This is a genomic window from Bradyrhizobium sp. U87765 SZCCT0048, assembly GCF_018131225.1.
Lineage (GTDB): Bacteria > Pseudomonadota > Alphaproteobacteria > Rhizobiales > Xanthobacteraceae > Bradyrhizobium_A.
Genome location: NZ_JAFCMM010000002.1, coordinates 290,379 through 316,830, shown reverse-complemented (window position 1 = coordinate 316,830; position 26,452 = coordinate 290,379). Strand labels below are relative to the sequence as shown.

Sequence of the window (26,452 nt, the reverse complement as noted above, 5' to 3'; positions counted from 1 at the left end):
CGGTGACAGGTTTGCGGCTGGAGAGGCGTCATGCGCATTCGCCAGCTAGCGCCGGTCGCGCCGCTCCAGCCGTTCATCGATCGTATCTGGGGCTGGCAGGCAGACGCCGGCGAGGTCGTCGCGCTGCCGATCCTGCTGCCGGGAACGGGAGCCGAACTCTACATTCATCATGGCCAGCCATTTCGCCGCCATACGGGCGATGGGGGCGGCGGCCGTGTTGCACAGAGCCATCTCTCCTGCTTGCGGCGCGAGACGGTTGCGCTGGCGCCGACGCCGGATATCGGCTTTATCGCGGTACGCTTCCGCGCCGGCATGCTCTCGCGCTTTGGTGTCAGGGAGCGCGACGTCATCGATGGCGCGCCCTCCGCCGAGGATCTCTGGGGCGCTGCGGGGCGCGCGCTGCTGCGGACAGCGGGTGAGCACGCGACATTCGATAACAAGGCGGCGCTCGTTCAGGATTTTCTTCTGGGCCTGCTGAGGGGCAGGGCGGACGATCCGCTGATCGAACAGGCCATGGCGATGCTCTACCGCCGGTCCGCTGCGATCTCCGTCGCCGATATGTCGAAAGCGCTCGATCTCGGTCCGCGGCAGCTCGAACGGCGCTTTCGCCAGGTCTGCGGCCTGACCGCCGCCGAATTCAGGGGACTCAGCCGCTTCCAGCACACGGTGCGCCGGGCCACCCTCGCGGCCACCGACAGTCCCGGCGGCATCGCGCTGGGGCGGGGCTACTACGACCAGTCGCATTTCATCCACGATTTCCATCGCCGGGTCGGCCGGCCGCCGCGGGCCTATTTCGCCGAGGCGCGCACGAGGACGCATTTTTACAATCCCAGCCGGTCGTTGGTGGATATGCCGTAGGCCTCGTGCAACCGAGCTTCCGGATGATGACAATGTTTGCCCTGTTCGTCGAACTGAACACGAAGCCCGACACGCATCAGCGTGTCGACGATCTGCTGCGAGCCATGGTCGCGACGGCGGACGCCGAGCCCGGCGTCGTGGTCTATGCGGTCAACCGTCCGGCCGAGCGGCCCGATACGTTTCTGCTCTACGAGCTCTACCGCACCCGGGGCGACTGGGAGGCGCACCTGCAGCTTCCGGTCATCGCGGATGCGCTGGCGCAGTTCGAAACGCTGCTGGCGTCGCCGCCGAGCGTCACGTTCTGCGAGAGCGCCTATCTGACTGCAACCCGCTGATCCCCTGGTCATGGCCGCCGGCGGTGGTCCGCACGGCCGGCCGCGCCATCACCGCGTCGAATAATCGGATAGCGGATTTCGATTGGACGCACCGCGCCGTGCGTCGTTCTCTCGCTTCAAAGTCACGGGCCTCATGCGGCCCGATCGGGAGGACGACATGCAGGCGCAATCGGGGTGGCAGGGAATGGGCGTGAACGCCGGGGCGAGGCTGGACCGGCTGCCGATCGGCCGTTTCCACTGGCGCATCCTGGCGCTGATCGGCGCCGGCATGTTCCTCGACGCCTTCGACATCTACCTTGCCGGCGGCGTCCTCGGCGCGGTGCTCAAGGAGGGCTGGTCGACCCTTGAACTCAACGCGGCCTTCGTCTCGGCGACGTTCGCCGGCATGACGCTCGGCGCCTGGTTTTCCGGCATTCTCGGCGACCGCTTCGGCCGGCGGTTCTGCTACCAGCTCAACCTTGCCATTTTCGGCCTGGGATCGATCGCCGCCGCGTTCGCCCCGACCATGACCGCGCTGATCGCGGCGCGGCTGGTGATCGGCATCGGCCTCGGCGCCGAGATCGTGATCGGCTACGCCACCCTGACCGAGTTCGTGCCGGCGGCCTCGCGCGGCCGCTGGATCGGGCTTCTCGCGGTCATCACCAACTTCTCGCTGTTTGCCTCGTCGATGGTCGGGCTGTGGGTCATTCCGACCTTCGGCTGGCGCTACATGTTCGGCATCGTCGGCGTGCTCGCCATGGTGGTGTGGGTGATGCGCAAGTCGATGCCGGAATCGCCGCGCTGGCTGGCCTCGAAAGGCCGCACCGCCGAGGCCGAAGCGATCCTGTCCGCGATCGAAGCCGAGGCGGCGCGCAAGGGGCCGCTCGCGCCCGTCGCGCCAGAGCCGCCGCAGGTCCCACGGGACGGATCGGTGTGGCAGCTGTTCCAGCCGCCGTATCTTGGCCGCACGCTGCTTGGCAGCCTGCTGCACATCGTCGTCGGTTTCAGCCTCTATGGCTTCATCGGCTGGCTGCCGACCTTCCTGATCAAGGGCGGCCACAGCGTGGTGTCATCGCTCGGCTATACGTCTCTGATGTCGCTCGGCGGCCCGGTCGGCTCGCTGATCGGCTTTGCCATCGCCGACGTCATCGGCCGCAAGGCATCGATCGTCGGCTCGTCGCTGGCCGCGGTGGTGTTCGGCATCGCCTATCCGTTCATGCCGGACGGCGCGCCGCTGGTGATCGTCGGCTTCCTGCTGGTGACGTCGATCTATGTCATGCTGGCGACCGGCTTTGCGATGTACGTGCCGGAGCTGTTCCCGACGCGCTATCGCATGCGCGGCACCGCGATCTGCGCCACGGCGGGGCGGATCACCACGGCGCTGGTGCAGTTCGTCGTCGTCGCGATCTTCGCCTGGCAGGGCCTCGCCGGCGTGCTGCTGACGCTGGCCGGCGTGCTCGTGTTCCAGGCGCTGGCGTTCCTGGTGTTCGGCTTCGAGACCAAGGGGCGGGCGCTGGAAGAGGTCTCCGAACTTTCGAACACGGCGGCGACGCCGCAGGCCGCCACGGCCGGTCGCGGTATCGCCGGGCAGGGCGTGTAGCGAGCGCGAGCTCGGATCGTATGGTGATCCGTCACCCTGAGGTGGCCGCGCTCTGGCGCGGCCCTCGAAGGGCGACGGCCCGGGAGCAAGCGGCGCGCGTCGGGGCCGTCCATCCTTCGAGGCTCGCTGGCGCTCGCACCTCAGGATGACGGATCATACGGCATCGCGCTTTTGACACGAGGCCGTCAGCCGAGCCCGGCGCACACGGTGCCGATCTCCTCGCGCAGCCAGCGGTTGGCGCGGCTCTGGTCGTGGCGGCGGTGCCAGTACATCATCCAATGGAATGGCGCCGACTTGAACGGCAACTCTTCCATGCGCAGGCCGTCGTCGATCAGCGCGGTGGCAAGGTGGCCCGGCATCACCGCCAGCAGGTCGGTGGTCTTCAGCACATGGGGCACCAGCAGCCAGTGCGGCACGTTCAGTGCGATGACACGGCGGTGGCCGCGCTCGGCGAGCGCCTCGTCCACGAACCGCAGGTCGGTCGGGCTCATCGACACCTTCATGTGTTGCTGGGCGATGAAGCGCTCGAATGTCAGGCCGCCGCGCGCCGCCGGGTGCGCCTTGCGCATCAGGCACACCATGCGATCGCGCACCAGCTTGTGCGAGCGGATCGAATTGGCGTGATCGAGGCCCATGCTGATGGCGACGTCGATCTCGTCGCGCTCCAGCGCCTCGACCGTCTGGGCCGGTGGCAGGTGCAGGATGTTGTAGCCGACGCGCGCGGCGTCGGGGCGTCGCGCCATCAGCAGCGGCAGGATCAGGCAGGCGAGAATGTCCGACATCCGCACCGTGAACACGCGCTCGGAGACCGCGGGATCGAAGCCGGCATCGCTTTCCAGCACGCGTTCGACCTGGCGCAGCAACTGGCGCAGCGGCTCCAGCAGTTCGAGTGCGCGCGGCGTCGGCTGCATGCCGGTCGCGGTGCGCACCAGCAGTTCGTCGGCGAATAGGCCGCGCAGGCGGCTCAGCGCATTGCTCATCGCCGGCTGGCTGAGCCCGACGCGATCGGCGGCGCGGGTGACATGGCGCTCGGACAACAACGCATCGAGCGCGACGAGAAGGTTGAGATCGACCGAGCGCAGGTTCATGGCCATCATTCATATGGCAAATAACAAGAGATGACAAATCCATTTAACGGATGATCGGCCGAGGCCTACAACGACGATCAGTCATCGCACAGGGAGAGCGACAGTGAGCTACGACACGATCAAGTCTGAGGTGAAGGTCTGCATGTTCGATCAGTACGGCACGGTCGTCGACATGCAGGGCGGGCTGACCCGCATCGCCACGCCGTTCCTCAAGGACAAGGGCTGGAGCGGCGATCCCAACGCTTTCGTCACCTGGTGGCGCCGCACTCATTTCGAGAACTCGATGATCGACGCTCTGCTGCATCGCGAACACACGCCGTATCGCGAGATCGGCCACCGCTCGGTCGCCCATGTCATGGACCGCGCCGGGATCAAGTACACCATGGACGAGGTGCGCGCGCTCGTCGGCGAGATCGAGAAGCTCGAGACGTTCCCGGAAGTGCCGGAGGCGCTGGCGCGGCTGCAGACGAAGTACAAGCTGGTGGTGCTGTCGAATGGCGATCCCGACATGCTGGAGACGGCGAAGGCCTATCACAAGGTGCCGTTCGATCGCGTGATCTCGGTGGCCGAGGCAAACTCGTTCAAGCCGCATGTCGCCACCTACACCAAGGCGGCGGAGATCATGGGTCTCAAGCCCGAGCAGATCCTGTTCGTCGCCAACCATGCCTTCGACTGCATCGGCGCCAAGTCCGCCGGCATGCGCTCGGCCTTCATCGATCGGCGCAGCCGTCCGTTCGGCGTCACGCCGCACCAGCCGGATATCCTGGTGCCGACCATGAAGGATCTCGCCGATGCGATCGTCTGACCGCGAGGCGCTGTCCGGCGTTCGGGTGCTCGATCTCTGCCGCGTGGTGTCGGGGCCGTTCGCCACCATGCATCTCGGTGATCTCGGCGCCGACGTGGTCAAGATCGAGGATCCCCGTCACGGCGACGAAAGTCGCCGCTACGGACCGCCGTTCGTCGCTGGCGAGAGCGCCTACTTCCTCTCCGTCAACCGCAACAAGCGCAGCTGCACGGTCGACCTGAAATCGCCGGCTGGGCGCGAGGTCATCCTCGCGCTTGCGGCCGTCGCCGACGTGGTCGTCGAGAATTTTCGTCCGGGCACGCTGGAGAAGTGGGGCCTCGGCTTCGAGGCGCTGCGCGCGCGCAACCCCAAGCTGATCCTGTGCGGCATCTCGGGGTTCGGGCGCAGCGGCCCGGACGCCGACCGTCCCGGCTACGATCTCATTCTGCAGGGCGAATCCGGCGTCATGGACATCACCGGCGAGCCCGGCGGACCGCCGATGAAGGTCGGCACGTCGATCGCCGATCTCGTGACCGGCCTCTATGCCTCGCAGGCGGTGTTGGCGGCGCTGATGCGGCGGCAGCGCACCGGCGAGGGCGGCCGTGTCGATGTCTCGATGCTGGACGCCATGGCCTCGCTGCTCACCTTCAACGCCGGTATGTATTTTGCGTCCGGCGAAAGCCCGACCCGGCGCGGCAACGTGCACCCGACCATCAGTCCCTACGAACCGTTCCGCGTCGCCGACGGCTGGATCAATGTCGGTGTCGCCAACGACAAGTTCTGGGCGATCTTCTGCGACGTCATCGGTCGCGCAGACCTGCGCACTGACCCGCGCTTCGCCACCGCGCCCGACCGCGCGCGCCATCGCACAGCGCTGGTGGACGTGCTCGCGCCGCTGTTCCTGCTGCAGAGCCGGGCCGAGTGGCTCGCGGTGCTGCGTGACGCCGGCATTCCCTGCGGCGCGATCAAGACCGTCGGCGAGGTCTGCGAAGCGCCGCAGCTTGCCGCGCGCGGCATGGTGCAGACCGTCGATCACCCGGTGTCCGGCGCAGTGCGGTTCGTCGCCCGGCCGATCCGGTTCGACGATGCGCCGCCGGCCGCCTCCGCGCCGCCGCCGACACTCGGCCAGCACACAGTGGAGATCCTCGCCGAATGGCTGGGGTGGAGCGCGCAGGAGATCGCGAGCCCTGCCGCGGGCGGTGCCTTCGGCGCCGATGGCGCGCGGCAGCCGGCTACGGTGGCGTCATGACGGACGCGGCCGCAGCGCTGCTGGCGCGGGCTGTCGGCGACGGCGGCCAGGCGTTTGGCTCGTTCTTCCTGTCGCGCCTGCTCGGCATGGCGGTGGACTATCCGGACGACGCCTGCGCCGTATCGTTCGTGGCGGAGCCCCTGCTGTTCAATCCGCAGGGCTCGTTGCATGGCGGCGTGCTGGCGACGGCCCTCGACATCTCCATGGGCCATCTGCTGCACCACACCGTGGGGGCGGGCGCGACGCTGGAAATGAAGGTGCAGTATTTCGCGCCGGTGCGGGCCGGCATCGTCACCTGCCGCGCCACGTTCCTCAAGCGCGGCCGCAAGCTGTTCTTCCTGCAGTCGGCGGCGGCCGGCGCGGGCGGCGAAGCGATCGCGCATGCGACCTCGACCTGGAAACTGCTGTGACCGTCATCGACCATTTCCTGCGCCTGCTCGGACCGTCCGGATGCCTGACCGGAGCTGACGCCATGGCGGGCTATGTCACCGACTGGCGCGATCTCTATCGCGGACGCGCGCGTTGCGTGCTGCGTCCGGCAAGTGTCGCAGAGTTCGCCGATGTCATGGCCTATTGTCATGTCCACGGCATCGCGGTGGTGCCCCAGGGCGGCAACACCGGCCTTGCCGGGGCCGCGGTGCCCGATGGCAGCGGGCAGCAGGTGGTTGTCTCCACGACGCGCCTGCGGCAGATCCGCAGCGTCGACGCCGTCGACATGTCGATCGTGGCCGAGGCCGGCATCACCATCGCCGAGCTGCAGAGTGCAGCCGGGGACGCCGGCGCGCTGTTTCCGCTGTCGTTCGCCGCCGAAGGCAGCGCCACGCTGGGCGGCGCGGTTGCGACCAATGCCGGCGGCACCGCCGCGGTGCGCTATGGCAGCGCGCGCGACCTGCTGCTCGGGGTCGAAGTGGTGCTCGCGGACGGCCGCGTCTGGAACGGGCTGCGCACGCTGCACAAGGACAATGCCGGCTATGCGCTGCGCCATCTGTTCGCCGGCTCGGAGGGCACGCTCGGGATCGTCACCGCGGCGGCGATGCGGCTGGTGCCGCGGCCGGCGGGACGTGCGGTGGCGTTCACGGCCCTCGCGGACGAAGCGGCGGTCGGTGCGTTCTGGGCGCTATTGCGCGCGCGTTGCGCCGGCGCGATCCGCGCGGCGGAATACATCTCGGGGCACGGCCTTGCGCTGGTGATGCATGAGATGGGGCTGCGCGCGCCGGTCGCGCGGGCCGCGCATCACGTGCTGGTCGAACTGAATGCCGCGAGCGCGGATGGCCTGTGCGACCTGCTGGAAGGCGTGCTGGCAGAGGCGCTGGAGCAGGGCATCATCACCGACGCCGCCGTCGCCCAGAATGAGGATCAGTGTGCGGCCTTCTGGCGGCTGCGCGAGGACCAGACCGAGGCGCAGAAGCGCGCCGGCGTGAACTACAAGCACGATATCGCGGTGCCGATCTCGCGCGTCGGCGAGCTGCTGGCGCGCTGCCGCGCCGCGCTCGCGCAACGCTGTCCCGATCTGCTGGTGCTGCCCTTCGGCCATCTCGGCGACGGCAACATCCACATGAATGTCGTGCGTCCCGCCGCGCTCGGCGCCGCGCCGCACCCCGAGGAGGGCGAGGTCGCGGGCGTCGTGCACGACATCGTCGCGGCGCTCGGCGGCACGTTCTCGGCCGAGCATGGCATCGGCCGCACCAAGACCGACCTGCTGGAAACGCTGCGGCCGGCGGTCGAACTCGACCTGATGCGGCGCATCAAGGCCGCGCTCGATCCGGCCGGTCTGATGAACCCGGGCAAGGTCTTGCGTCAGGAGTAAGCGTTTCGATCGCCTGCCGTTGAAATGGCTCTCCATCGAGCGTTCATGCGAAGTCGAAAACGACCGGCAGCCGGCGCGATGTTGTTTCTCGACGCGCCGAAATCCGTCTGTTAGGACTAGAGGATATTGAATGAGCCACGGCGGCGAGCGCGTCGTGGCTCTCGTTTTCAATGAAGTGTATTTTAAAGGTCGCCGATGACCGAAACTGTCGATGTGACGGACATTCCGCGCGCCGGGGTCTGGCGCAGGCTCCTCGCCCTCTTCCTCGATTTTATCATCATCGGGACGCCCTTCCAGATCGCAGCCGCTATCCTCTTTGCGACGACGACTGGTTTCGTCCAGATGTCCGGCGGAGGTCTCGTCTTCAAGGTTTGCGAGCCGATCCACCGCGTTCCCGCGCATCTCGTGCCGGTGCCACCGAAGGATCCGAATTTCGCGACAGAGTGCCGGTTTTCATTCCTGGGTCTGCAGACCGGTCAGTCTCTGACCGTCGGACGGAGCGAGAAGCAGGGAAACACGACCAAGAATGTCTTCCGTACCTATATGGTCGATCTGCAAGGAAACCCTGTTGAGGGGTTTTCTCTCGATGGCTATTTCGGCCTTGCGCTCATGGTCTACCTGCTGGCGATGGCCGCGCGACGTGGTGCAACGCTCGGCGACAAGGCGTTGAAAATCGCGATCATTGATGTGTCCGACCCGCAACGGAGGGGGATCCCGCTCCTCAAGGCCTTTGCACGGTACTGTTATATGTTGATCGGGGCGGTACCGGCGATCGTGCTTCTGGCGTTTTTCCTGTGGCAGAGCAGCACAGACATCGATGCTGCAGCAGCAAGAATGTTCGAATTCTTGCCGATCGTGCTCATCGCCTACGCGGCGTGGGTTTTCGTGCTCGTGGTCCAGATCGCGCGCAAGCAGGATCCGGTCTACGATCGTCTTGCCGGCACGGCTGTCATTCGGCGACCGCCACCCTAGACGTCCCGCATGGCAGGAAGGTGAGGTCTCGCAGCCGCCGCCAGGGCAGCCGCGAGAGCCTGTCTCAGCATTCAGCTCTTGCCGCCCTGGGCCTGCTCGAAGAAGCTGCGCTCCTCCGCGGCGGCGTCGAGCAACTGGGTGTCCTGCTCGTAGATGTCGTCACGGAAATGCACCGTGCCGTCCCGGGTCATCCAGGCGGTGAGGTAGATCCACGCCACCGGCACCTTCTTCGACAGCTGAACGTTCTGGCGCTCGTTGGTGGCGATGGCGGCGTCGATCTTCGCCCGGTCCCAGCCCGGCGTATCCTGCAACAGCCAGGCGGCGAGATCGCGGACCTGGTCGACACGCACGCAGCCGTGGGAATCGAAGCGGTAGTCGCGGCTCAGAAGGCTCTTCTGGTTGGTGTCGTGCATGTACACGGCATAGGCATTCGGCATGTTGATCTTGAGCTGTCCCAGCGCATTCCACGTGCCGGGGTCCTGGCGGACGATGACGTTCGGCGTCTTGCCCTCGCTCCAGTCGACGCCGGCGGGATCGACGACGCCGTCGTGCTCGTCATAGAGCTGCATGTGCATGCGCGCGAGATAGGTGGGATCGCTGCGCATGTGGGCGGCGACCTCGTTCTTGGTGATCGAGGCCGGAACGGTCCAGCGTGGATTGAGGCTGATGTCGGTGATCTCGGCTGAGACGGTCGGCGACGGCTTCTCGGTCTTGCCGACGACGACGCGATAGCGGTGCACCACCTTGTCGCCCTCCACCGCCTCGACATAGGCGGCGGGAATGTTGACGGCGACGAAGCGCGGGCCGAAGCCGAAATTGATCGCGGAGGTGCGCAGCAGCGATGCCTCCAACTGCTTGCTGCGCTGCTCGACGGGCACGTCGAGCGCGGCGAGGGTGCGCGGGCCGACGGTGCCGGTCTCCGGCAGGCCGTGGCGCATCTGGAAGTGTTTCACTGCTGCGGTGAGTGTGTCGTCGAACACGCCGGCCGTCCTGTCGGCGGCGAGATCGCCAGTCGCGATGAGGCGGCGGCGCAGCAGCGCATCATGCGGGCCTTCCGCGCCAGGGCTGAACTTCGCGTCCTTGGGGATGAGCGGCCAGCCGCCGTGGGCGGCGATCGCTGCATGGCGCTGGATCGCCTCCTTGATGCGCCCCGCGGTTCCCGCATCGAAGGTCGGATCCGTGGTGGTTGGCAGGTCGCGGGTGATTTTGACCTGCGGCGTCGGCGTGTTCTGCGCGGCGGTGGCGCTCTGGCTTGCCGGCAGTCCGGTTGCGGAGCCGGCCTGTACGGCGGGCGCTGGGTTGCCGGCTTTCGGCAAGGCGGTTTCGCCATGACCAAGGCCTGCGCCAAGGAGTTCGGTCGCGGTAACCGCAAGAATGAAAAGAGCGCGCTGCATAGGAAGCCCCGGTCGTGAACGTCGGGGATGCTAGAGCAAGACCATCAACCACCCGTTAATGATAAAAGCGGTTGATATTGCTGACTTTTTGTCGTCGGGCGGGCGACGAGGGCGGCTGCGGTGCGCCGGCGCCTGATGGTCAGGGCGCGACCATGCCGGGCAGCATCGCCTTGGCGCCATCGAGAAAGCCGCGAACGGCGTCGACGATGATCCCGTCGAGCCGGCCCGGCGTCGGTGTGTCGTAAACGTAGCGGCGGATCGCGAGATAGAACACCCGGCCATGCAGGCCCCAGAACATCTCGATCTCGCGCTCCGACAGCGCAATCTCGCTGGGGGATGGCAACGCCAGCTCATGACGTAGCTCGATGCAGGCGGGCTCGACGACTTCCTTCCTGATGATGTCGAGATAGCGCTTGTTGATGTCGAACGACTTCATGCCGGAAAACACGAAGATCCGGACCCAGTTGTACTCGAACACCCGCTCGGCATATTCCAGATAGAACCGCGTGAGACGCGTCTGCAGCGGCTGTGACCTGTCGCGAATCAGCGGCCCCCATGAAGGGGCCCAGCGGCTGAGATAGACCTCCTCATAGACGCGCTCGATCAGCGCTTCCTTGCTTGGAAAGTGCCGGTAGATCGCCGAGTGGGTGATCCCCAGGCGCTTGGCGAGCTCGCGGGTCTGCCCGCCAAAGCCCTGCTCGGCGAAAAAGCGGATGGCTTCGTCCACGATCGCGCGTTCGCGCTCGGGCGCCCGCATGTTGCGCCGTCGTGGTTTGGCTCCTGTTTTCGCTGCCTTTTTTGCCAACGTCGTGTGTCCCGCTGCCGCGTGCGCTGTCATACCGCAACGCACAGAAGTGACCAAATGGTCATTTTTGTTGACTCGCCATTCCCTGGCGTGCTTTGGTTTTGAGACCAAATGGTCACAAATAAATTGGGACGGAACGGTCGGGAGATGCTGTCTTGAAAGCGCGTGCCTTCAGCTATGCGCGCCCCTCGACGGTCGAGGGGGCGCTGGCTGCGTTCGCCGACGCCGGTGACGATGCCTGCTTCATCGCGGGTGGTCAGAGCCTGGTGCCCGCGCTCGCGCTGCGCCTGCAGGCGCCGAGCCTGCTGATCGACCTTGCCCATATTTCGTCGCTGCGCGGTGTCGAGATCCGCGACGGCTGGCTGCGGATCGGCGCGCTGACGCGCCACTTCGAAGCGCTCACCGATCCGTTGATCGCGCGCCACGCGCCGCTGTTCAGCGCGGCGGCGCCGTTCGTCGCGCATCCGGCCATTCGCAACAAGGGCACATTGGGCGGCAGCATCGCGCTCGCCGATCCTGCGTCGGAGTTTCCGGCGATGGCGCTGGCGATGGGGGCGGAGCTGGAAATCGTCGGCCCGGGCGGCACGCGCCGCGTGGCCGCCGACGACTACTTCATCGACCTGTTCCAGACCGCGCTCGAGCCGGGCGAGCTGCTGGTGGCGATTCACGTGCCACTGGTCACCGCGCGCCACCGCTGGGCCTTCGACGAGCTGGCGCGCCGCCGCGGCGACTATGCGATCGTCGGCGGCGGGATTCTCGCTGATGTCGCCGGTGATCGCATCGACGACATCCGCATCGTGTTCTTTTCGGTCGGCAGCACGCCGGTGCGGGCGCGACAGGCGGAGGCCGCCCTGATCGGTCGCAGCCTGGTCTCCGCGACGCTGACGGACGCGCAAGCCGCCATCGACATGGATCTGGCGCCGCCGGATGACGAGCAGGTGCCGGCCGCGATGCGGCTGCATCTGGCGCGCGTCCTGCTCGGCCGCCTGCTGGGAAAGATCATGGAGCCCGCATGAGCGATACCATCGACATCCGCCTCTCGGTCAATGGTGTTGCGGTGGCGCGCAGCGTCGCGCCGCGCGAGACCCTTGCCGATTTCCTGCGCCAGACCCTCGAACTGACCGGGACCCATACCGGCTGCGAAATGGGCGTCTGCGGCGCCTGTCTCGTGCTCGTCGATGGCCGGGCCGTCCACGCCTGTCTGATGTTCGCGGTGCAGGCCGATGGCGCCGCGGTCGAGACCATCGAGGGACTGTCCGAGCGCGGCGCCATCGCCGATATCCAGGCGGCATTCCACCAGCGCAATGCGCTGCAATGCGGATTCTGCACACCGGGGGTGCTGATGACCGCGCACAGCGTGCTGTCGCGTGGAGAGATTCCGTCCCGCGACGACATCCGTGACGCGCTGTCCGGCAACTACTGCCGTTGCACCGGGTATGAAGCGATCGTCGACGCGATCGAGACGGTCGCCCGTCGCCGCGCCGCCGGCGCGCCAGAGCTCGCGACGGAAGAGGTGAGCGCATGACCGAGCCGCTGACCGCGCTCGACCGGCCGAACTCCTATATCGGCCGCTCGGTGCCGCGCCCCAACGCGAAGCGGTTGCTCAACGGCCGTGGAAAGTATGTCACCGACATCGTGCTGCCACGCATGCTGCATGCGGCGTTCGTGCGCAGCCCGCATGCCCATGCGCGAATCGTTTCCATCGATGTGGCGGCGGCGCGCGGCATGCCGGGCGTGCATCTGGTCGCCACCGGGCAGGACCTTGCGCGCATCTGCACGCCCTGGGTCGGCGCGCTCGATCATTTCAACGGCATGAAATCGTCGCCGCAGCTGCCGCTGCCGCTCGACAAGGTGGTCTGGGCTGGACAAGCGGTGGTTGCCGTCGTCGCGGAGACGCGCGCGCTGGCCGAGGATGCGGCTGAAGCCGTGCATGTCGTGTATGAGGAACTGCCGGCGGTCGTCGATATCGACGACGCCCGCGCGCCTGACGCCCCGGTCATCAATCCGGAGCTCGGCGACAACGTCTGCTTCCGTGGCCGTCTCGACACCGGCGGCGTCGACGATGTCCTGTCCGGCGCGGCCCATGTGGTCGAGGGCGAGTTTCGGTTTGGCCGCCATACTGCGGTCACCATGGAGCCGCGCGCCATCGTAGCCGATTATGATCCGGGCGAACCGCGGCTGACCGTCCATCACGCCACACAGACGCCCTATCAATTCCAGGACCTCTACGCGCGCCACTACGGCATTCCCGAGGCGAGCGTGCGGGTGATCGCGCCGGATATCGGCGGCTCGTTCGGCATGAAGCTGCATGTCTATCATGAGGACATGGCGGTGGTCGGGCTCAGCATGCTGCTGGGACGCCCGGTGAAGTATGTCGCCGATCGCCTCGAATCCTTCGTCTCCGATATCCATGCCCGCGATCATCGCGTCCGCGCTCGCATGGCGGTGGATGCGGAGGGGACGATCCTCGCCATGGACGTCGAGGACGTCACCGGCATCGGTGCCTTCTCGGCTTATCCACGCACCAGCGTGGTCGAAGGCAACCAGGTGTTTCGCCTGATGGGGGCGCCCTACAGCTTCCAGAACTATCGCGCCGATCTGCAGGTCGTGTTCCAGAACAAGGTGCAGATGAGCCAGTACCGCGCGGTCGGGCATCCGATCGCCTGCACGGTCACCGAACGTCTGGTGGATCTGGCAGCCGCGCGCCTCGGCATCGACGCGTTCGACATCCGTGCGCGCAATCTCATTCCGGATGATGCCTATCCCTGCACCTCGCCGACCGGCTACAGGTTCGAGGCGCTGTCGCATCACGCCTGCCTTGCGAAGCTGCGGGCGATGATGGACTACGACCGCCTGCGCGCGGAGCAGCTGGAGCTGCGCCGGCGCGGCATTCATCGTGGCATCGGCATTGCGTCTTTTGTCGAGATCACCAATCCGAGCCCGGCATTCTATGGCGTCGGCGGCGCCCGCATCTCGTCGCAGGACGGCGCCATCATCAAGATCACCCCGTCCGGCGATGTGCGCTGCCTGATTTCGGTGACCGAGCAGGGCCAGGGCACCGAGACCATCATCGGCCAGATCGTCGCCGAACATCTCGGCGTCGAGCGCGAGCGGGTGAGGGTGATCACCGGCGATACGGAAGTCACGCCCCATGGCGGCGCCACCTGGGCCTGTCGCGGCGCCGGCATCGGCGGCGAGACGGCGCTGCAGGCGGCGAAGAAGCTCAAGCACAATGTGCTGGCCGTCGCCGGCGCCATTCTCCAGGAACAGCCCGACAGGCTCGATATTCATGCCGGCTGGATCGTCGATGCCGCGACGGCGCAGCCGCGTCTCGCCCTGTCCGAGATCGCCCGCATCGCCTATTTCCGGTCCGACACGCTGCCGCCCGGCACCCAGGCGCAGCTGTCGGTGGCGCATCATTTCGCGCCCGAGGGCTATCCGTTCGCCTTCACCAACGGCATCCAGGGATGCCATGTCGAGCTCGATGTCGACACCGGCTTCGTCAAGATCCTGAAGCACTGGGTGGTCGAGGACTGCGGGCGGATCATCAATCCGCTGCTGGTGGACGAGCAGATCCGCGGCGGCGTCGTGCAGGGACTGGGCGCGGCCTTCTTCGAGGAGTGCCTCTACGGCGACAACGGCCAGCTCATCAACGGCTCGCTCGCGGACTACCTCGTGCCGATGGCCTGCGAGATGCCGGATATCGCGATCGGACATGTCGAAACGCCGACCCTCGACACCCAGCTGGGCGCCAAGGGCGTCGGCGAGGCGGGTACGGCTGCGGCCGCCGCCGCTGCTCTCAACGCCGTGAATGACGCGATGGCGCCATTCGGGGCATCGGTCGCGCAGGTGCCCATGACACCGGCGCGGCTCCTCAAGGCTCTTGGACGCATCTGACCAACAAGACAAAGCCGAAACTCATATGGAGGAGGACACCATGACGGACGTAATCCGGACAATCGGGCGGCAGAAAATCTCGCGGCGCGATGCGCTGGTCGCGCTTGGCGTCGGGGCGGGTGCCCTGGCGGCGCCGTGGGTCGCGCGCGCCGCCGACGACAGCATTCGCATCGGCTTTCCGATGCCGCTGACAGGGCCGTTCGCGGCCGAAGCCAAGGATCAGGTCAAGAGCGCGGAGCTCGCGGTCAGGCAGTTCAACGACAAGGGCGGCATCGGCGGCCGCAAGATCGAGTTGCTGGTCCGGGACGACAAGCTCAATGGCGGCGAAGCGGCGACCCGCACCCTCGAACTGATCGAGAAGGACAAGGTCCATGCCATCGTCGGCTCACTGTCGAGCGCCGTGCAGCTCGCGGTCAACGAAGTGACCCGGGCGCGCGGAATGATCTATGTGTCGATCAGCCAGTCCGACACCATCAACGAGGTCAAGGACTTCAGCCCATTCACCTTCCATGAGGCGCTCAACCCGCACATGACGGCGGGCGCGGTCGCCCGGTATGCCTTCAAGAAGGGAACGAAGGTCGCCCATCTCGTTGCCGATTATGCCTATGGCCATGAGATGCTGCGCGGCTTCAAGCGGGCCCAGGCGGCGATCGGCGCGGAGACCGTCGGCGAAATCCTGCATCCGTTCGGCGCAGCGGACTACTCCACTTTCATGCCGCGGCTGCGCGCGATGCGTCCGGACGTGCTGTGCATCAGCAATTTCGGCCGCGACCAGGCCAACTCAATCAAGCAGGCGGTCGATTTCGGCATGAAGCAGCAGATGAAGATCGTCGTGCCGGTGCTGCTGCACAACCAGCGCCTTGCGGTTAGCCCCGACGTGTTCGAGGGCGTGGTCGGCGGGGCCAACTACTATTGGGGCCTGGAAGAGGGCCTGCCGAGCGCCAGGGCGTTCAACGATGCCTACCGCGCCGCGAATGGCGGTGCGGTGCCGACCGACTATGGCGCCTATGCCTATACCGGGCTGAGCGCGCTGCTGCTGGCAATGCAGGCGGCCGGCGGCACCGAGACGCAGAAGGTGATCGCGGCGCTGGAGGGGCTGAAGTACGACGTCGCCAAGGGCGCGCAGCACTATCGCAAGTGCGATCATCAGTCGGTCCAGTCCGTGCTGGTGCTGGAATCGAAGAAGAAGGCGGACATGAAGGGCGATGCCGACCTGTTCCGGATCGTCGCCAACGATGCGCCGTCCGAAGACGTGCTGCGCAGCTGCACCGAGCTCGGCTTCCCGGCCTGACACACTGGACCTGTGATGGATACCGAACTCATCCTGATGCAGCTCTTCTCCGGAGTTGCTCTCGGCGCGATCCTGGTGATCACCGCGCTCGGCCTGTCGATCATCTTCGGCATGCTGGGCGTGGTGAACTTCGCCCACGGCGCGCTGTTCATGGTTGGCGCCTATGCCGGCCTGTGGGTCGCGTCCCTGACCGGCAGCTTCTGGTGGGGTCTGGTGGTGGCGCCGGTGATAATCGGCGCCTTCGGCATGCTGATCGAATTCGTCCTGATCCGGCCGCTGTACGGCCGGTCGATCGACGATCCGCTGCTGCTGACCTTCGGCCTAAGCTATGTGCTGGTGGAAGCGGTGCGGATGATCTTCGGCAGCGACGGCATTCCGTTTCCGACGCCGTCGCAGTTGACCGGCGTCGTCGATCTCGGCGTCGGCTTCTTCCCGCTCTATCGCCTGTTCGTCATCGGCGTCGTGATGGTGGTGCTGGTGCTGCTGTGGCTGGGGCTGGAGAAGACGAAATTCGGCCTGGTCGTGCGCGCCGGCGCGCGTGATCCGACCATCATGCGCGTGCTCGGCGTCGATATCAGCAAGGTCTGGCTGCTGGTGTTCGGCCTCGGCGTCGGCCTCGCGGCCCTGGGCGGCGTGCTCGCAGGACCGATGCGCAGCGTCAGCCCGGAAATGGGATCGCTGGTGCTGGCGGAAGCCTTTGTCGTCACGGTGATCGGTGGTCTCGGCTCGCTGCTGGGGTCGGTGGTCGCCGGCCTCCTGGTCGGGGTCGCCATCAGCATGACGGCGCTGTTCGCCCCGGAAATGGCGACCATCGTGATGTTCGCACTGATGGCCATCGTCCTGCTGATCCGGCCGCAAGGCCTGTTCGGCAAGTTCGCATAACGGAGCAGATTCATGACCTCCCCGGCGATGACGGCCTCCCTGTCCGCCAACGGACGCAAGCCGTCCGGTCTCGGCGCCGCGCTCACGGCGGGCCGTGTCCCCCTGTCGATCGCGGCGCTCTGCCTGCTGCCCTGGTTGCTGCCGTCGCAGGCGCTCGCGGTCAACGTGCTCGTCTACGGCGTTCTCGCCGTCGGCTACAACCTGCTGTTTGGCTACACCGGCCTGCTGTCGTTCGGCCACGCGGCTTTCTTCGGCGCCGGCGCCTACATCACCGGCATCGCCATCGGCCGCTTCGGCGTGCCCTGGCTGATGGCGGTTGCGCTCGGGGTGTTCGGCGGCGGCCTGCTGGCACTGATCATCGGCGTGCTGTCGACGCGCACGCGCGGCATCTATTTCTCGATGGTCACGCTGGCGCTGGCGCAGCTCGTCTATTACCTCGCGCTGCAGGCCTCGTCCTGGACCGGCGGCGAGAACGGCCTGCGCGGCTTCACCGTGGACCATATCGATGTGTTCGGCGCCCACATCAACTTTCTCGATCCGGTCAACAAGTACTATGTGCTGATGATCTTCGCCGCGCTGGCGCTGTGGCTGGTGTCGCGCATCCTGCAGTCGCCGTTCGGCGCTGCGATCGAGGCGATCCGCGAGAACGAGCGCCGGGCCCGGACATGCGGCTATGACGTCGAGCGCACCAAGCTGCTGTCGTTCGCGCTGTCGGGATCGATCTGCGCGCTGGCAGGGGCGATGTCGGCGCTTCACCTCGCGTTCGTGCCGCTCGATGTCCTGAACTATCAGACTTCCGGCATGATCGTCATGATGACGCTGCTTGGTGGCGCGCGCAGCTTCTTCGGCCCCTTCGTCGGCGCGCTCGCCTTTCTGCTGATGGAGGATGTGTTCTCGCTGTGGACCTCGCACTGGCAGTTGATCGTGGGCACGATCTTCATGCTGTTCGTGCTGTTCCTGCCACGGGGACTGTGGGGCACCCTGCTGGAAAGGATCGCGCGATGACGCAGCCGATTCTCGCGGTCGACGGAGTGGGGCGCACATTCGGCGGATTTGTCGCGCTCGAGGGCGTCACCACCGCGTTCATGCCCGGCAAGGTCACGTCGATCATCGGGCCAAATGGAGCGGGCAAGAGCACGTTCTTCAACATCCTGTCCGGGGCGCTGGCCCCGTCGCGCGGCTCGATCCACTTCAAGGGGCGCAACCTGACGGGAACGAAGCAGCATGCCTTCGTGCATCTCGGGATCGCCCGATCCTACCAGATCACCAGCATCTTCCCGGAGCTGAGCGTGCACGAGAACGTGCGCGTCGCCGCGCAGGCCGGACGGTCGCGCTACAACATCTGGACCCATCGCGACCGCTTGCGAGATCTCGCCGAAAAGGCCGACGCCGCGCTCGACGCCGTCGGTCTGTCCGGCAAGCGCGCAGAAGCGGCGCGGCTTCTCGCTCACGGCCAGCAGCGGTCGCTCGAGATCGCCATCGCGCTGGTCTCGGATCCCGAGGTGCTGCTGCTCGACGAGCCGACGGCCGGCATGGGCCCGGAAGAGACCAAGGAGATGGTGGCGTTGCTGGAAAAGCTCGCCGCAGAACGGACCATCCTCCTGGTCGAACACAAGATGAAGATGATCCTCGGCCTCAGCGACCGGATTCTGGTGCTGCACCACGGCCGCCTGATCGCCGACGGCACGCCGCGCGACATTCAGACGGATGCCGAGGTCCGCCGTGTCTATTTGGGACAGAACGATGGCTATGCTTGAGACCAAGGGGCTGAACGCCTGGTATGGCGCGAGCCACATCCTGCACGGGATTTCGCTCACGGTGGAGAGGGGCGCCATCGTCGCGCTGGTCGGGCGCAACGGCGCCGGCAAGACCACCACGATCCGCTCGATCATGGGATTGATGCCGAAGACGAGCGGCGACATCCGCTTCGACGGCGTCGACCTGACCGCGTTGCGCGCGCATCAACGCTTCGGTCTCGGCCTTGCCTATGTGCCGGAGGAACGGCGCATCGTGCCGGGGCTGACCGTTCGCGAGAACCTGCAGCTCGGTCTGGTGGCGAGCCGCGCGGCGATCGACGAGCGCCGCGCCATCGACGAGATCGCCGACAGTTTTCCACGCCTCAAGGAGCGGCTTGGTCAGGAGGCGGTGACGATGTCGGGCGGCGAACAGCAGATGCTGGCCATCGCCCGCGCGATGATCGCGAAGCCGAAAATGATCCTGCTGGACGAGCCGTCGGAAGGGATCATGCCGGTGCTGGTCGAGGAGATGGGCGCGCTATTCCGCCGCCTGCGTGATGCGGGCGTCACCCTGCTGCTCGTCGAGCAGAATGTCGAATGGGCGCTGCGGCTCGCCGATCGCGCCGTCATCATCGACCAGGGCGAGGTGGTTCACGAGAGCAGTGCCGCGGCGTTGCTGGCCGACAAGGCCATGCAGGAGCGCTACTGTGCGGTTTGATTATCGGAATTCGAGGGGATGGTGATGCCATGCAGATGAAAGACAGCCAGCACGTTCCGGCCGCCCTTGAACGGGTCTGGCATGCCCTCAACGATCCGGCAGTGCTGCGCCAGTGCATTCCCGGATGCCAGAGCCTGGACATGGCGTCGCCGACGGAAATGACGGCGACGGTGGTGATCAAGGTCGGTCCGGTCAAGGCGACCTTCGGGGGCCGGGTGACCCTCAGCGATCTCGATCCGCCGAACGGATATCGCATCGCCGGTGAAGGGTCCGGCGGCGTCGCCGGCTTTGCCAAGGGCGGGGCCGTCGTGCGCCTGGAGAAGGTGAGCGAGACCGAGACGATCCTGCACTATGAGGTCGAATCGCAGATCGGCGGCAAGCTGGCGCAGCTTGGCGCCCGGCTGATCGATTCGACGGCGAAAAAGCTCGCCGGCGAGTTCTTCACGAAGTTCACGGCGGTGGTGGCGGCAGAGCCGGGCGCCGTCTGAGTACGGTTTGTCGTCGGCATGACGCATCCTCCAACAAATTTGCGCCGCCGGCCTCATGAAGCCGGCGGCGCAAACGCAAGAGGAACCGATGGAGGCTATTTGAGGCTCGCGGTCAGTTCGTCATAGGCCTTGCAGGCCTCCTCGGCATTCGCCGCGCTCTGATATTTGGCGCTGATGGCCTGGGTCCTGGTCATGACCTCGTTGGCCTTGGCCGGGTTCTTCTGCAAATAGGCGGTCATCGCGGCCTGCAGGTCGGTGGCCTTCTTGGTCAGGTCCGCCTGGGTGCATGCGGCGAACGCCGAACTCGAGGAGATCAACAATCCGCAGGTGGCGGCGATCAGGAACGTCTTCATTTGCGAAGCCTCACTCTCTGAATATGTCTGGTGTCGAAACCGGAGTCGCCCCGGTGGCCTGTCATTGGCGTTTTGATCGCGGCGAAAGTGGGGAGCCGGACACGCGACGTGACGTCTGCATCAGCGGTCATCATGATGACGCATGTGTGCACCACTTTCGCGCTGCGCCGCACCTCGTCATCTGCTGCAGGGCATCGCCATGTTGTGCAGACATGTGCGGCTGATGGTCGCCGGTATGATGTTGAGCCTCGCACGCGCGATACGACACGATGGAGGTATGCGGGTGGCGGGACGCTGTGTGAGTGGAATGCATGACGAAGCGTAATGCGATCTATCTGGCATTGGTCATTTTCATTGCCGCAGGGTTCGTCATCGATGTCTGGGCGTGGCCTGCGGGGACGCCATCGCGCTTCACCTGGAACGATGCCATCCGGCTTGTCGGCGTGGTCGTGCTGTCGTCGTGGTGGCAGATCGCCGATGGGCGGCAGCGTGGCATCCGGCGCAGCGGCGTCGCCAGCACCCTCACCGTGACGTTCGTGCCGATCGGCTCGGCCGTCTATCTGTTCCAGAGCCGCAACTGGCGGTCCGCCGTCGCCGTCTACCTCGTGTTCTGGGGCGGAATCATGCTCGCCGCCGCGGCAGGCGCTTTTGGCGCGACAGCGCTGCTCGCCGGCGTGCGGGGATAGGGCGCTGCCGCCGCGGGCATGACTGTCAGGGCGTGATGACCTGTCCCGTGGTCTTGTCGAAGAGATGCGCGCGATCGAGATCGAGCGCGACGTCGAACGGCTGGTCCGGCGCGGCGGCGACGCCGACCGGCATCTGCACCGTGAACGGCGTGCCGCCGACAGAACCGATCACCAGGGTGTGCGGTCCCAGCGGCTCGACATCCCTGACGATCATGCGGATGGTTCGGCCCGTCGGCGCATCGTGATGCAGGATGTGGTCCGGCCGCACGCCGAGGACGACGGCGCTGCCAAGGGCGCGCGCATAGGCCGCCTCGCGCGATTTGGGCAGTCGCAGCGCCGTGCCGGCAGGGCCGATGAACTGCAGGCCGCCGTCACCGGAGACGAGTTCGCCGTGCAGGAAGTTCATGCTGGGCGCGCCGATGAAGGCGGCGACGAACAGGTTGTCGGGCTTCTCGTACAGCGTGATGGGATCGGCGGCCTGCTCGATGCGGCCGCCGTTCATCACCACGACGCGGTCGGCCATGGTCATGGCCTCGACCTGGTCGTGGGTGACATAGACGATGGTCTTGGCGAGCCGGCGGTGCAGCGCCTTGATTTCGGTGCGCATCTCGATGCGCAGCTTGGCGTCGAGATTGGAGAGCGGCTCGTCGAACAGGAAGACGTCGGGGCTGCGCACGATGGCGCGGCCGATCGCGACGCGCTGGCGCTGGCCGCCCGACAACTGCTTGGGCCGGCGGTCGAGATAGGGATCGAGGCCGAGGACGCGGGCGACGTCCTTGACCGCCTTGTCGATCTCGGCGCGCGGCTCCCCGCGCACCTTCATGCCATAGCCGATGTTGTCGGCGACGCTCATGTGCGGGTAGAGCGCGTAGTTCTGAAACACCATGGCGCAGTTGCGCAGCCCCGGGCGCAGGTGGGTGACGTCGCGATCGCCGATGCGGATCGCGCCGCCGGTCGTGGTTTCGAGGCCTGCGATCATCCGCAGTGTCGTGGTCTTGCCGCAGCCGGACGGGCCGACCAGCACGACGAACTCGCGGTCTGCGATGGTCAGGTCGAGGCCTTCGATGACCTTGTAGGCCCCGTAGGACTTGCTGATATTGTCGATCTCGACGTGCGCCATCGCTCGGCTTTCTCTTCGCAGGGAAATACCCGGGTGGCGCGGCGGCGCCACCCGGGACGGTCTCGTCGCGGACTTAGTTCTTCGGCGGCAGGCCCATCGCTGCGCGATAGGCCGCGAGTTGTTTGGCGCGGCCGAATTCGTCGGTCAGGCGATTCCACTCCTTGGCGACCGCGTCGAGCGCGGCCTGCGGCGTGGTCTGGCCGGCCAGCGCCTTGCCGAGCTCGATCTCCACCACCTCGGTGTAGGAGAAATAGCCGGGCAGGCGCATGTCGAGTGCGACGTTCTTGCCATTGATCGAGTCCGACTGGGCGCCGAGATACTCCTTCGCCTCGACCGGCGTGAAGATCTTGCTCCACAGCTCGAGGTTCGCGGTGTGCGACTTGCGGTACGGGTTGACGCCGGTGCCTCCCGTGATCGCCGCCTGGCCCGACACCTCAGGGCTGGTCAGCGTCTTGATGAAGTCCCACGCCGCCTTCTGGTTCTTGCCGGCCTTGGGCACCGCGATCTGCCAGCCGCCGAAAGCCATGAACGGCGCCGGCAGGACCTCGGGGAATTTGTCCCACTTCTTGGTCTTGGCATTCCAGATCTCGTCCGAGCCCGGCAGCACGGCGGAGCCGACCTTGCCGGAGATCTTCGACTGCTTGGGGTCGGCGGCGATGACGCCGGTGTCGCCCCAGCCGATCGATTCCGCCACCTGGCCGCCGGCAACCGCGGCGTTGACCTCGCCGAACGAGAAGTTCAGCGCATTCGGCGGGCCGAGCTTGGAGGCGCGGATGTACTCCTCAAGTCCCTTGACCCAGCCCGGGTTGTTGATCTGCGCGTCCATGGTTTCGGGATCGAAGAACATCGCGCCGGGATAGTTGGGGTTGTTGGTGTAGGCGGCGGCATGGCTGAAGAAGAACCAGAACTGCTGGCCGCCGCGGCGGAACGCTTCGGCGGTGCCCCACAGGCCCTTGTCCGGGCGCTGGAAGAACTCGGCGATGTCGAGGTACTGCTTCCAGGTTTTGGGTGGCGCGAGGTCATAGCCGTACTTGGCCTTGAACGCGTCCTTCTCCTTGGGATCGTCGAACAGATCCTTGCGGTACGTGTAGGTGTGGACGTCGCCGTCCATCGACTGCGAGTAGATCTTGCCTTCCCACACCATCAGCCGTTCGCGGTACGCCGGCTCGACATCGTCCCAGTCCTTGCCGGACTGCATGTCCTTGGGCATCTCGCCGAGATACGGCACGAAGTCGGGCAGCCACGCCGGCGCGAAGCTGACGAGGTCGAAGGTGGCGTCGCCCGAGGTCAGCGAGGTCGCGATCTTCGGGTAGAGCTCCGACCACGGGAATTCCACGACATTGACCTTGCCGCAGGTCTTCTTGCTCCACTCATCGGCGCCGAGCTTGAGCGCGGAGGCGATGTAGGGGCCGGTCTGCGAGGCGACCGTCAGCGTCACGCCGGAGTAATCGGGGCTGCACGCAGCCTCGGCCTGGCCGACCGCGCAGACGGTGGCCAGCGATGTCGCAAGCATCAGAAACGTTCGTCTCAACATGGTGTCCTCTCCCTTGCACGTCTTGTTGTCGTTGCTACTTGATGGCTCCGAGCAGCAGCCCGGAGCGCATCATGCGGCCGAGCAGGGCCGCCATGATCATCATCGGCACGATGGCGACGAGCGCCGCCGCCGAGATCGCCCACCACTCGTCGCCGCGCTGGCTGTTCTGCCCCGCGACCAGGATCGGCAGCGTCTGCCACTTCGAATTGGTCAGGAACAGTGCGAACAGGAACTCGTTCCAGACGAAGGCGAGGGTGATCATGAAGGTGGCGAGCAGGCCGTTCATCGACATCGGCACGACGATGCCGAGGAAGATCCGCCAGGTTGGCACGTTGTCGACCATCGCCGCTTCCTCGACCTCGATCGGCAGCGCCTCGAAGAAGTCGCGCATCAGCCACACCACGATCGGCAGCGAGAATGCGACGTAGCACAGTGTCAGGCCGATAAAGCTGTCGATGAGCTGAAATCCCATGCGGCCGATCTCGCTGTAGAGCAGATACAGCGCGAACGCGGTGACGATCGGCGGGAACATGCGCTGGCTGACGAACCAGAACAGGATGTCCTCGTTGCCGAGCACCGGCCCCGGCACGGGCACGCGGTTGGCGAGGATCGCGATGACCAGCGCGATCGGAAACGCCAGCAGCAGCGCCTGCGGCCGGGTCAGACCGAGGGTGGCGTTGAACAGCAGATAGCCACCGAGCGCGAGGGCGAGGAACACGAGGCCGGAGCTTAAGCGCACGCGAAACTCGAAGCGCACCAGCGCATAGGCCGCCATCGCACCGATGGCGGTGGCGATCACAGCGGCGGACAGGCCGACGATGGTCGAGTTGAGAAAGGTACGGAAGAATTCGCCGCGGATGCCCTGATAGAGATCGATGAACGGCTGCAGCGTCGGGGTGAAGTCGATGAACGGCAAGTAGGTGGGACCGCCGACCACGCCCGGCGGCGTCTTGAACGCTGTCACCACCACCCAGTACAGCGGGAAGATGGTGATCGCGCACCACAGTGCGCAGCCCAGCGCCACCAGCCAGCGACCGCGGCCCGACAGGCCGGTGAGGGATGGCGCGCTCATCGCCGCTTCTCCAGGTGGGGCCGCAGCAGCGCCAGATACGTGACGCCGATGATGGTAATGACGATCAGGAACAGAAAGCTCAGCGCCGAGGTGTAGCCGAGGTTGAATTTCTTGAAGCCTTCCTGGTAGGCGAACAGCGTCAGCGTTTCGGTGTCGACGCCGGGACCGCCGCCGGTCATCACGAACACCGTATCCATGATCTTGTAGCTCTCGATCAGGCGGATGAAGACGACGGCTGCCGAAATCGGCAGCATCATCGGGAAGGTGATGCCCCAGAACTGCTGCCAGCCGCTGGCGTTCTCCAGCGCGGCGGCCTCATAGACGTCCTCCGGCAAGGTTTGCAGGCCGGCGAGCAGCATCAGGATGACGAACGGTGTCCATTGCCAGATCTCGACCGCGATGATGCAGCCGAGCGCCCAGCGGCCATTGGTGAGGAACGGCAGGTTTGCGAGGCCGAACTGCGTCAGCAACTGGTTGAGCGGGCCCATGGTCGGGTTGAACATCATGCGCGCCACCAGCGCGACAGCGACCGGCGCCAGCAGCATCGGCAGCAGGAAGGCGACGCGGAACAGCCGCTCGCCGGGGACACGGGCATTGAGCGCCAACGCCACCGCAAAGCCGATGACATATTGCAGGCCGACCGAAATGAAGGCGATCAGGGTCGTGGTCAGGATCGCATTCCAGAACCGCGGCTCCTGCAGAAGCGTCGTGTAGTTGCCGAGCCAGACCACGCGCGGCGGCAGCGGCGGGATCAGGCGGTAGCTGAGAAAACTCGTGGTCAGCGAATAGATCAGCGGAAAGATCGCGATCGCCAGCACAACCAGCACGGCCGGCCAGATGAAAAAGTGCTTGATCGGGTCGTTCCGCATCACGACGGGACGCGCTCCCGCAACAGGGCCTCGATCTCGCTTCGGCGCGGCATCGCTGGTGCGGTGCCTGCGCGGGTCACGGAGATGCCCGCGGTCGCCGAGCCGAACCGCGCTGCCTCCAGCGGATCGGCGCCGCCGGCCAGCGCCGCGGCGAAGCCGCCGACGAAGGCATCGCCGGCGCCGGCGGTTTCCAGCACCTTGCCCGCGGTGAACGGCGGCACATGCACCGAGCGCTCGCGGCTGTGGAACAGCGAGCCGCGTTCGCCGAGGGTGATCAGCGCGGTGCCGGCGCCACGCGCCAGCAGCACGTCGCCGGCGCGGCGTGCGGCGTCGAGATCGCTGACGGCGATGCCGGTGATGATCTCGGCCTCGCTCTCGTTCGGCACGATGTAGTCGCTGAGCGCGAACAGGTCGTCGTCGAAGGTCGCGGCGGGCGCCGGATTGAAAATGGTGATGCTGCCGGCGCCGCGCGCGATCTGCAGGCCGCGCCGGGCGGCTTCGATCGGCTGCTCGAGCTGGGTGACGAACACGCGGCTGTCACGGATGGCGTCGGCGGCGGCATCGACATCGGCGGCGCCGAGTTCGCCGGCGGCGCCCGAGACCACGATGATGGCGTTGTCGCCGCGCGTCTCGTGGACATAGATGAAGGCGGTGCCGGTCGGCGCTGCAGCTGATTGTGTCACGCGCGGCGTGATGCCTTCGTTCGCCCAGGTGGCGCGCGCGAGTTCGCCGAAGGCATCGCCGCCGATGCGCGAGATGAAGGTGACGCCGGCGCCGGCGCGGGCGGCGGCGACCGCCTGGTTCGAGCCCTTGCCGCCCGGCCCCATGGCGAAGCCGGAGCCGGCGATGGTCTCGCCGATGGCGGGCATGCTGCCGGCGCGGAACGCAAGGTCCGCCACGAAAATGCCGAGGATGGCGACGCCGTTGCCGGCCAT

Annotated in this window: 27 protein-coding genes; 18 read left to right on the top strand and 9 right to left on the bottom strand. The window is 66.4% G+C overall.

What is annotated here, in order from left to right:
- Window positions 1-30 precede the first annotated feature (30 nt).
- From JQ639_RS14700 to JQ639_RS14690, 3 genes are all read left to right on the top strand, one after another.
- Window positions 31-858 carry a helix-turn-helix domain-containing protein gene (locus JQ639_RS14700; RefSeq protein WP_211967010.1) on the top strand — a complete coding sequence of 276 codons (828 nt, stop codon included), beginning with the start codon at window positions 31-33 and terminating at the stop codon, window positions 856-858.
- A 26-nt stretch (window positions 859-884) separates the two neighbouring features.
- Entirely contained in the window at window positions 885-1,193 is a 309-nt protein-coding gene (locus tag JQ639_RS14695) for a putative quinol monooxygenase (RefSeq protein WP_211967011.1), read from the top strand.
- Between the two features lie 157 nt (window positions 1,194-1,350).
- Window positions 1,351-2,772, top strand: coding sequence for an MFS transporter (locus JQ639_RS14690; RefSeq protein WP_249123198.1), 1,422 nt, complete (start codon window positions 1,351-1,353; stop codon window positions 2,770-2,772).
- Window positions 2,773-2,957: 185 nt separating this feature from the next.
- Here the strand turns inward: JQ639_RS14690 and JQ639_RS14685 are convergent, their stop codons facing one another.
- Window positions 2,958-3,860: a LysR family transcriptional regulator gene (locus JQ639_RS14685; RefSeq protein WP_211967012.1), complete on the bottom strand. Its 903-nt coding sequence runs from the start codon at window positions 3,858-3,860 to the stop codon at window positions 2,958-2,960.
- Between the two features lie 103 nt (window positions 3,861-3,963).
- Between JQ639_RS14685 and JQ639_RS14680 the strand changes: the two genes are divergently transcribed.
- The 5 genes from JQ639_RS14680 (at window position 3,964) to JQ639_RS14660 (ending at window position 8,672) form a co-directional block, all read left to right on the top strand.
- Window positions 3,964-4,665 (top strand): haloacid dehalogenase type II, encoded by a 702-nt coding sequence (locus JQ639_RS14680; protein ID WP_211967013.1) that lies wholly within the window; start codon window positions 3,964-3,966, stop codon window positions 4,663-4,665.
- Window positions 4,652-5,893 (top strand): CaiB/BaiF CoA transferase family protein, encoded by a 1,242-nt coding sequence (locus JQ639_RS14675; RefSeq protein WP_211967014.1) that lies wholly within the window; start codon window positions 4,652-4,654, stop codon window positions 5,891-5,893. Before JQ639_RS14680 ends, JQ639_RS14675 begins: the two co-directional genes overlap by 14 nt.
- The gene (locus JQ639_RS14670) at window positions 5,890-6,303 is read left to right on the top strand and encodes a PaaI family thioesterase (protein ID WP_211967015.1); all 414 of its coding nucleotides are present in this window, start codon (window positions 5,890-5,892) and stop codon (window positions 6,301-6,303) included. The genes JQ639_RS14675 and JQ639_RS14670 overlap by 4 nt, the downstream gene beginning before the upstream one ends.
- Complete coding sequence (locus tag JQ639_RS14665) at window positions 6,300-7,700, top strand: FAD-binding oxidoreductase (protein WP_349644711.1); 1,401 nt, start codon at window positions 6,300-6,302, stop codon at window positions 7,698-7,700. The genes JQ639_RS14670 and JQ639_RS14665 overlap by 4 nt, the downstream gene beginning before the upstream one ends.
- 195 nt (window positions 7,701-7,895) lie before the next feature.
- Window positions 7,896-8,672, top strand: coding sequence for an RDD family protein (locus tag JQ639_RS14660; protein ID WP_211967016.1), 777 nt, complete (start codon window positions 7,896-7,898; stop codon window positions 8,670-8,672).
- A 71-nt stretch (window positions 8,673-8,743) separates the two neighbouring features.
- Here the strand turns inward: JQ639_RS14660 and JQ639_RS14655 are convergent, their stop codons facing one another.
- Window positions 8,744-10,066: a L,D-transpeptidase family protein gene (locus JQ639_RS14655; protein WP_211967017.1), complete on the bottom strand. Its 1,323-nt coding sequence runs from the start codon at window positions 10,064-10,066 to the stop codon at window positions 8,744-8,746.
- 139 nt (window positions 10,067-10,205) lie between these two features.
- On the bottom strand, window positions 10,206-10,823 hold the full coding sequence (locus JQ639_RS14650) for a TetR/AcrR family transcriptional regulator (protein WP_211967018.1): 618 nt from the start codon (window positions 10,821-10,823) through the stop codon (window positions 10,206-10,208).
- A gap of 203 nt (window positions 10,824-11,026) precedes the next feature.
- On the opposite strand from JQ639_RS14650, the gene JQ639_RS14645 reads away from it, so the two are divergent.
- Genes JQ639_RS14645 through JQ639_RS14605 form a run of 9 tightly spaced genes read left to right on the top strand, consistent with a single transcriptional unit; the run spans window position 11,027 to window position 19,883 of the window.
- Window positions 11,027-11,887, top strand: a complete 861-nt coding sequence (locus JQ639_RS14645) for an FAD binding domain-containing protein (protein ID WP_211967019.1) — start codon at window positions 11,027-11,029, stop codon at window positions 11,885-11,887.
- On the top strand, window positions 11,884-12,396 hold the full coding sequence (locus tag JQ639_RS14640) for a (2Fe-2S)-binding protein (protein WP_211967020.1): 513 nt from the start codon (window positions 11,884-11,886) through the stop codon (window positions 12,394-12,396). Before JQ639_RS14645 ends, JQ639_RS14640 begins: the two co-directional genes overlap by 4 nt.
- The gene (locus JQ639_RS14635) at window positions 12,393-14,768 is read left to right on the top strand and encodes a xanthine dehydrogenase family protein molybdopterin-binding subunit (protein WP_211967021.1); all 2,376 of its coding nucleotides are present in this window, start codon (window positions 12,393-12,395) and stop codon (window positions 14,766-14,768) included. The genes JQ639_RS14640 and JQ639_RS14635 overlap by 4 nt, the downstream gene beginning before the upstream one ends.
- A gap of 40 nt (window positions 14,769-14,808) precedes the next feature.
- Window positions 14,809-16,059 carry an ABC transporter substrate-binding protein gene (locus tag JQ639_RS14630; RefSeq protein WP_211967022.1) on the top strand — a complete coding sequence of 417 codons (1,251 nt, stop codon included), beginning with the start codon at window positions 14,809-14,811 and terminating at the stop codon, window positions 16,057-16,059.
- 15 nt (window positions 16,060-16,074) lie between these two features.
- On the top strand, window positions 16,075-16,941 hold the full coding sequence (locus JQ639_RS14625) for a branched-chain amino acid ABC transporter permease (protein ID WP_211967023.1): 867 nt from the start codon (window positions 16,075-16,077) through the stop codon (window positions 16,939-16,941).
- A 12-nt stretch (window positions 16,942-16,953) separates the two neighbouring features.
- Complete coding sequence (locus tag JQ639_RS14620) at window positions 16,954-17,946, top strand: branched-chain amino acid ABC transporter permease (RefSeq protein WP_211967024.1); 993 nt, start codon at window positions 16,954-16,956, stop codon at window positions 17,944-17,946.
- Entirely contained in the window at window positions 17,943-18,698 is a 756-nt protein-coding gene (locus JQ639_RS14615; RefSeq protein ID WP_211967025.1) for an ABC transporter ATP-binding protein, read from the top strand. Before JQ639_RS14620 ends, JQ639_RS14615 begins: the two co-directional genes overlap by 4 nt.
- Window positions 18,691-19,395: an ABC transporter ATP-binding protein gene (locus tag JQ639_RS14610; RefSeq protein ID WP_211967256.1), complete on the top strand. Its 705-nt coding sequence runs from the start codon at window positions 18,691-18,693 to the stop codon at window positions 19,393-19,395. The genes JQ639_RS14615 and JQ639_RS14610 overlap by 8 nt, the downstream gene beginning before the upstream one ends.
- A gap of 29 nt (window positions 19,396-19,424) precedes the next feature.
- The gene (locus tag JQ639_RS14605) at window positions 19,425-19,883 is read left to right on the top strand and encodes an SRPBCC family protein (protein WP_211967026.1); all 459 of its coding nucleotides are present in this window, start codon (window positions 19,425-19,427) and stop codon (window positions 19,881-19,883) included.
- Between the two features lie 95 nt (window positions 19,884-19,978).
- On the opposite strand, the gene JQ639_RS14600 is transcribed toward JQ639_RS14605, so the two are convergent.
- Window positions 19,979-20,236 carry a hypothetical protein gene (locus JQ639_RS14600; RefSeq protein WP_211967027.1) on the bottom strand — a complete coding sequence of 86 codons (258 nt, stop codon included), beginning with the start codon at window positions 20,234-20,236 and terminating at the stop codon, window positions 19,979-19,981.
- A 311-nt stretch (window positions 20,237-20,547) separates the two neighbouring features.
- On the opposite strand from JQ639_RS14600, the gene JQ639_RS14595 reads away from it, so the two are divergent.
- Window positions 20,548-20,922 (top strand): hypothetical protein, encoded by a 375-nt coding sequence (locus JQ639_RS14595; RefSeq protein WP_211967028.1) that lies wholly within the window; start codon window positions 20,548-20,550, stop codon window positions 20,920-20,922.
- A gap of 25 nt (window positions 20,923-20,947) precedes the next feature.
- Here the strand turns inward: JQ639_RS14595 and JQ639_RS14590 are convergent, their stop codons facing one another.
- From JQ639_RS14590 to JQ639_RS14570, 5 genes are all read right to left on the bottom strand, one after another.
- Window positions 20,948-22,042: an ABC transporter ATP-binding protein gene (locus tag JQ639_RS14590; protein ID WP_211967029.1), complete on the bottom strand. Its 1,095-nt coding sequence runs from the start codon at window positions 22,040-22,042 to the stop codon at window positions 20,948-20,950.
- Window positions 22,043-22,115: 73 nt separating this feature from the next.
- The gene (locus JQ639_RS14585; RefSeq protein ID WP_249123258.1) at window positions 22,116-23,555 is read right to left on the bottom strand and encodes an extracellular solute-binding protein; all 1,440 of its coding nucleotides are present in this window, start codon (window positions 23,553-23,555) and stop codon (window positions 22,116-22,118) included.
- A 55-nt stretch (window positions 23,556-23,610) separates the two neighbouring features.
- Complete coding sequence (locus JQ639_RS14580) at window positions 23,611-24,648, bottom strand: carbohydrate ABC transporter permease (protein WP_211967031.1); 1,038 nt, start codon at window positions 24,646-24,648, stop codon at window positions 23,611-23,613.
- Entirely contained in the window at window positions 24,645-25,520 is an 876-nt protein-coding gene (locus JQ639_RS14575; RefSeq protein ID WP_211967032.1) for a carbohydrate ABC transporter permease, read from the bottom strand. Before JQ639_RS14575 ends, JQ639_RS14580 begins: the two co-directional genes overlap by 4 nt.
- Window positions 25,517-26,452: a ribokinase gene (locus tag JQ639_RS14570; protein WP_211967033.1), complete on the bottom strand. Its 936-nt coding sequence runs from the start codon at window positions 26,450-26,452 to the stop codon at window positions 25,517-25,519. Before JQ639_RS14570 ends, JQ639_RS14575 begins: the two co-directional genes overlap by 4 nt.

Coding starts and splice junctions, on each gene's coding strand:
- JQ639_RS14700 (WP_211967010.1), top strand. CDS start 31: ATGCGCATTCGCCAGCTAGCGCCGGTCGCGCCGCTCCAGCCGTTCATC.
- JQ639_RS14695 (WP_211967011.1), top strand. CDS start 885: ATGACAATGTTTGCCCTGTTCGTCGAACTGAACACGAAGCCCGACACG.
- JQ639_RS14690 (WP_249123198.1), top strand. CDS start 1,351: ATGCAGGCGCAATCGGGGTGGCAGGGAATGGGCGTGAACGCCGGGGCG.
- JQ639_RS14685 (WP_211967012.1), bottom strand. CDS start 3,860: ATGAACCTGCGCTCGGTCGATCTCAACCTTCTCGTCGCGCTCGATGCG.
- JQ639_RS14675 (WP_211967014.1), top strand. CDS start 4,652: ATGCGATCGTCTGACCGCGAGGCGCTGTCCGGCGTTCGGGTGCTCGAT.
- JQ639_RS14670 (WP_211967015.1), top strand. CDS start 5,890: ATGACGGACGCGGCCGCAGCGCTGCTGGCGCGGGCTGTCGGCGACGGC.
- JQ639_RS14660 (WP_211967016.1), top strand. CDS start 7,896: ATGACCGAAACTGTCGATGTGACGGACATTCCGCGCGCCGGGGTCTGG.
- JQ639_RS14655 (WP_211967017.1), bottom strand. CDS start 10,066: ATGCAGCGCGCTCTTTTCATTCTTGCGGTTACCGCGACCGAACTCCTT.
- JQ639_RS14650 (WP_211967018.1), bottom strand. CDS start 10,823: ATGCGGGCGCCCGAGCGCGAACGCGCGATCGTGGACGAAGCCATCCGC.
- JQ639_RS14640 (WP_211967020.1), top strand. CDS start 11,884: ATGAGCGATACCATCGACATCCGCCTCTCGGTCAATGGTGTTGCGGTG.
- JQ639_RS14635 (WP_211967021.1), top strand. CDS start 12,393: ATGACCGAGCCGCTGACCGCGCTCGACCGGCCGAACTCCTATATCGGC.
- JQ639_RS14630 (WP_211967022.1), top strand. CDS start 14,809: ATGACGGACGTAATCCGGACAATCGGGCGGCAGAAAATCTCGCGGCGC.
- JQ639_RS14625 (WP_211967023.1), top strand. CDS start 16,075: ATGGATACCGAACTCATCCTGATGCAGCTCTTCTCCGGAGTTGCTCTC.
- JQ639_RS14620 (WP_211967024.1), top strand. CDS start 16,954: ATGACCTCCCCGGCGATGACGGCCTCCCTGTCCGCCAACGGACGCAAG.
- JQ639_RS14615 (WP_211967025.1), top strand. CDS start 17,943: ATGACGCAGCCGATTCTCGCGGTCGACGGAGTGGGGCGCACATTCGGC.
- JQ639_RS14610 (WP_211967256.1), top strand. CDS start 18,691: ATGCTTGAGACCAAGGGGCTGAACGCCTGGTATGGCGCGAGCCACATC.
- JQ639_RS14605 (WP_211967026.1), top strand. CDS start 19,425: ATGCAGATGAAAGACAGCCAGCACGTTCCGGCCGCCCTTGAACGGGTC.
- JQ639_RS14600 (WP_211967027.1), bottom strand. CDS start 20,236: ATGAAGACGTTCCTGATCGCCGCCACCTGCGGATTGTTGATCTCCTCG.
- JQ639_RS14595 (WP_211967028.1), top strand. CDS start 20,548: ATGACGAAGCGTAATGCGATCTATCTGGCATTGGTCATTTTCATTGCC.
- JQ639_RS14590 (WP_211967029.1), bottom strand. CDS start 22,042: ATGGCGCACGTCGAGATCGACAATATCAGCAAGTCCTACGGGGCCTAC.
- JQ639_RS14585 (WP_249123258.1), bottom strand. CDS start 23,555: ATGCTTGCGACATCGCTGGCCACCGTCTGCGCGGTCGGCCAGGCCGAG.
- JQ639_RS14580 (WP_211967031.1), bottom strand. CDS start 24,648: ATGAGCGCGCCATCCCTCACCGGCCTGTCGGGCCGCGGTCGCTGGCTG.
- JQ639_RS14570 (WP_211967033.1), bottom strand. CDS start 26,452: ATGGCCGGCAACGGCGTCGCCATCCTCGGCATTTTCGTGGCGGACCTT.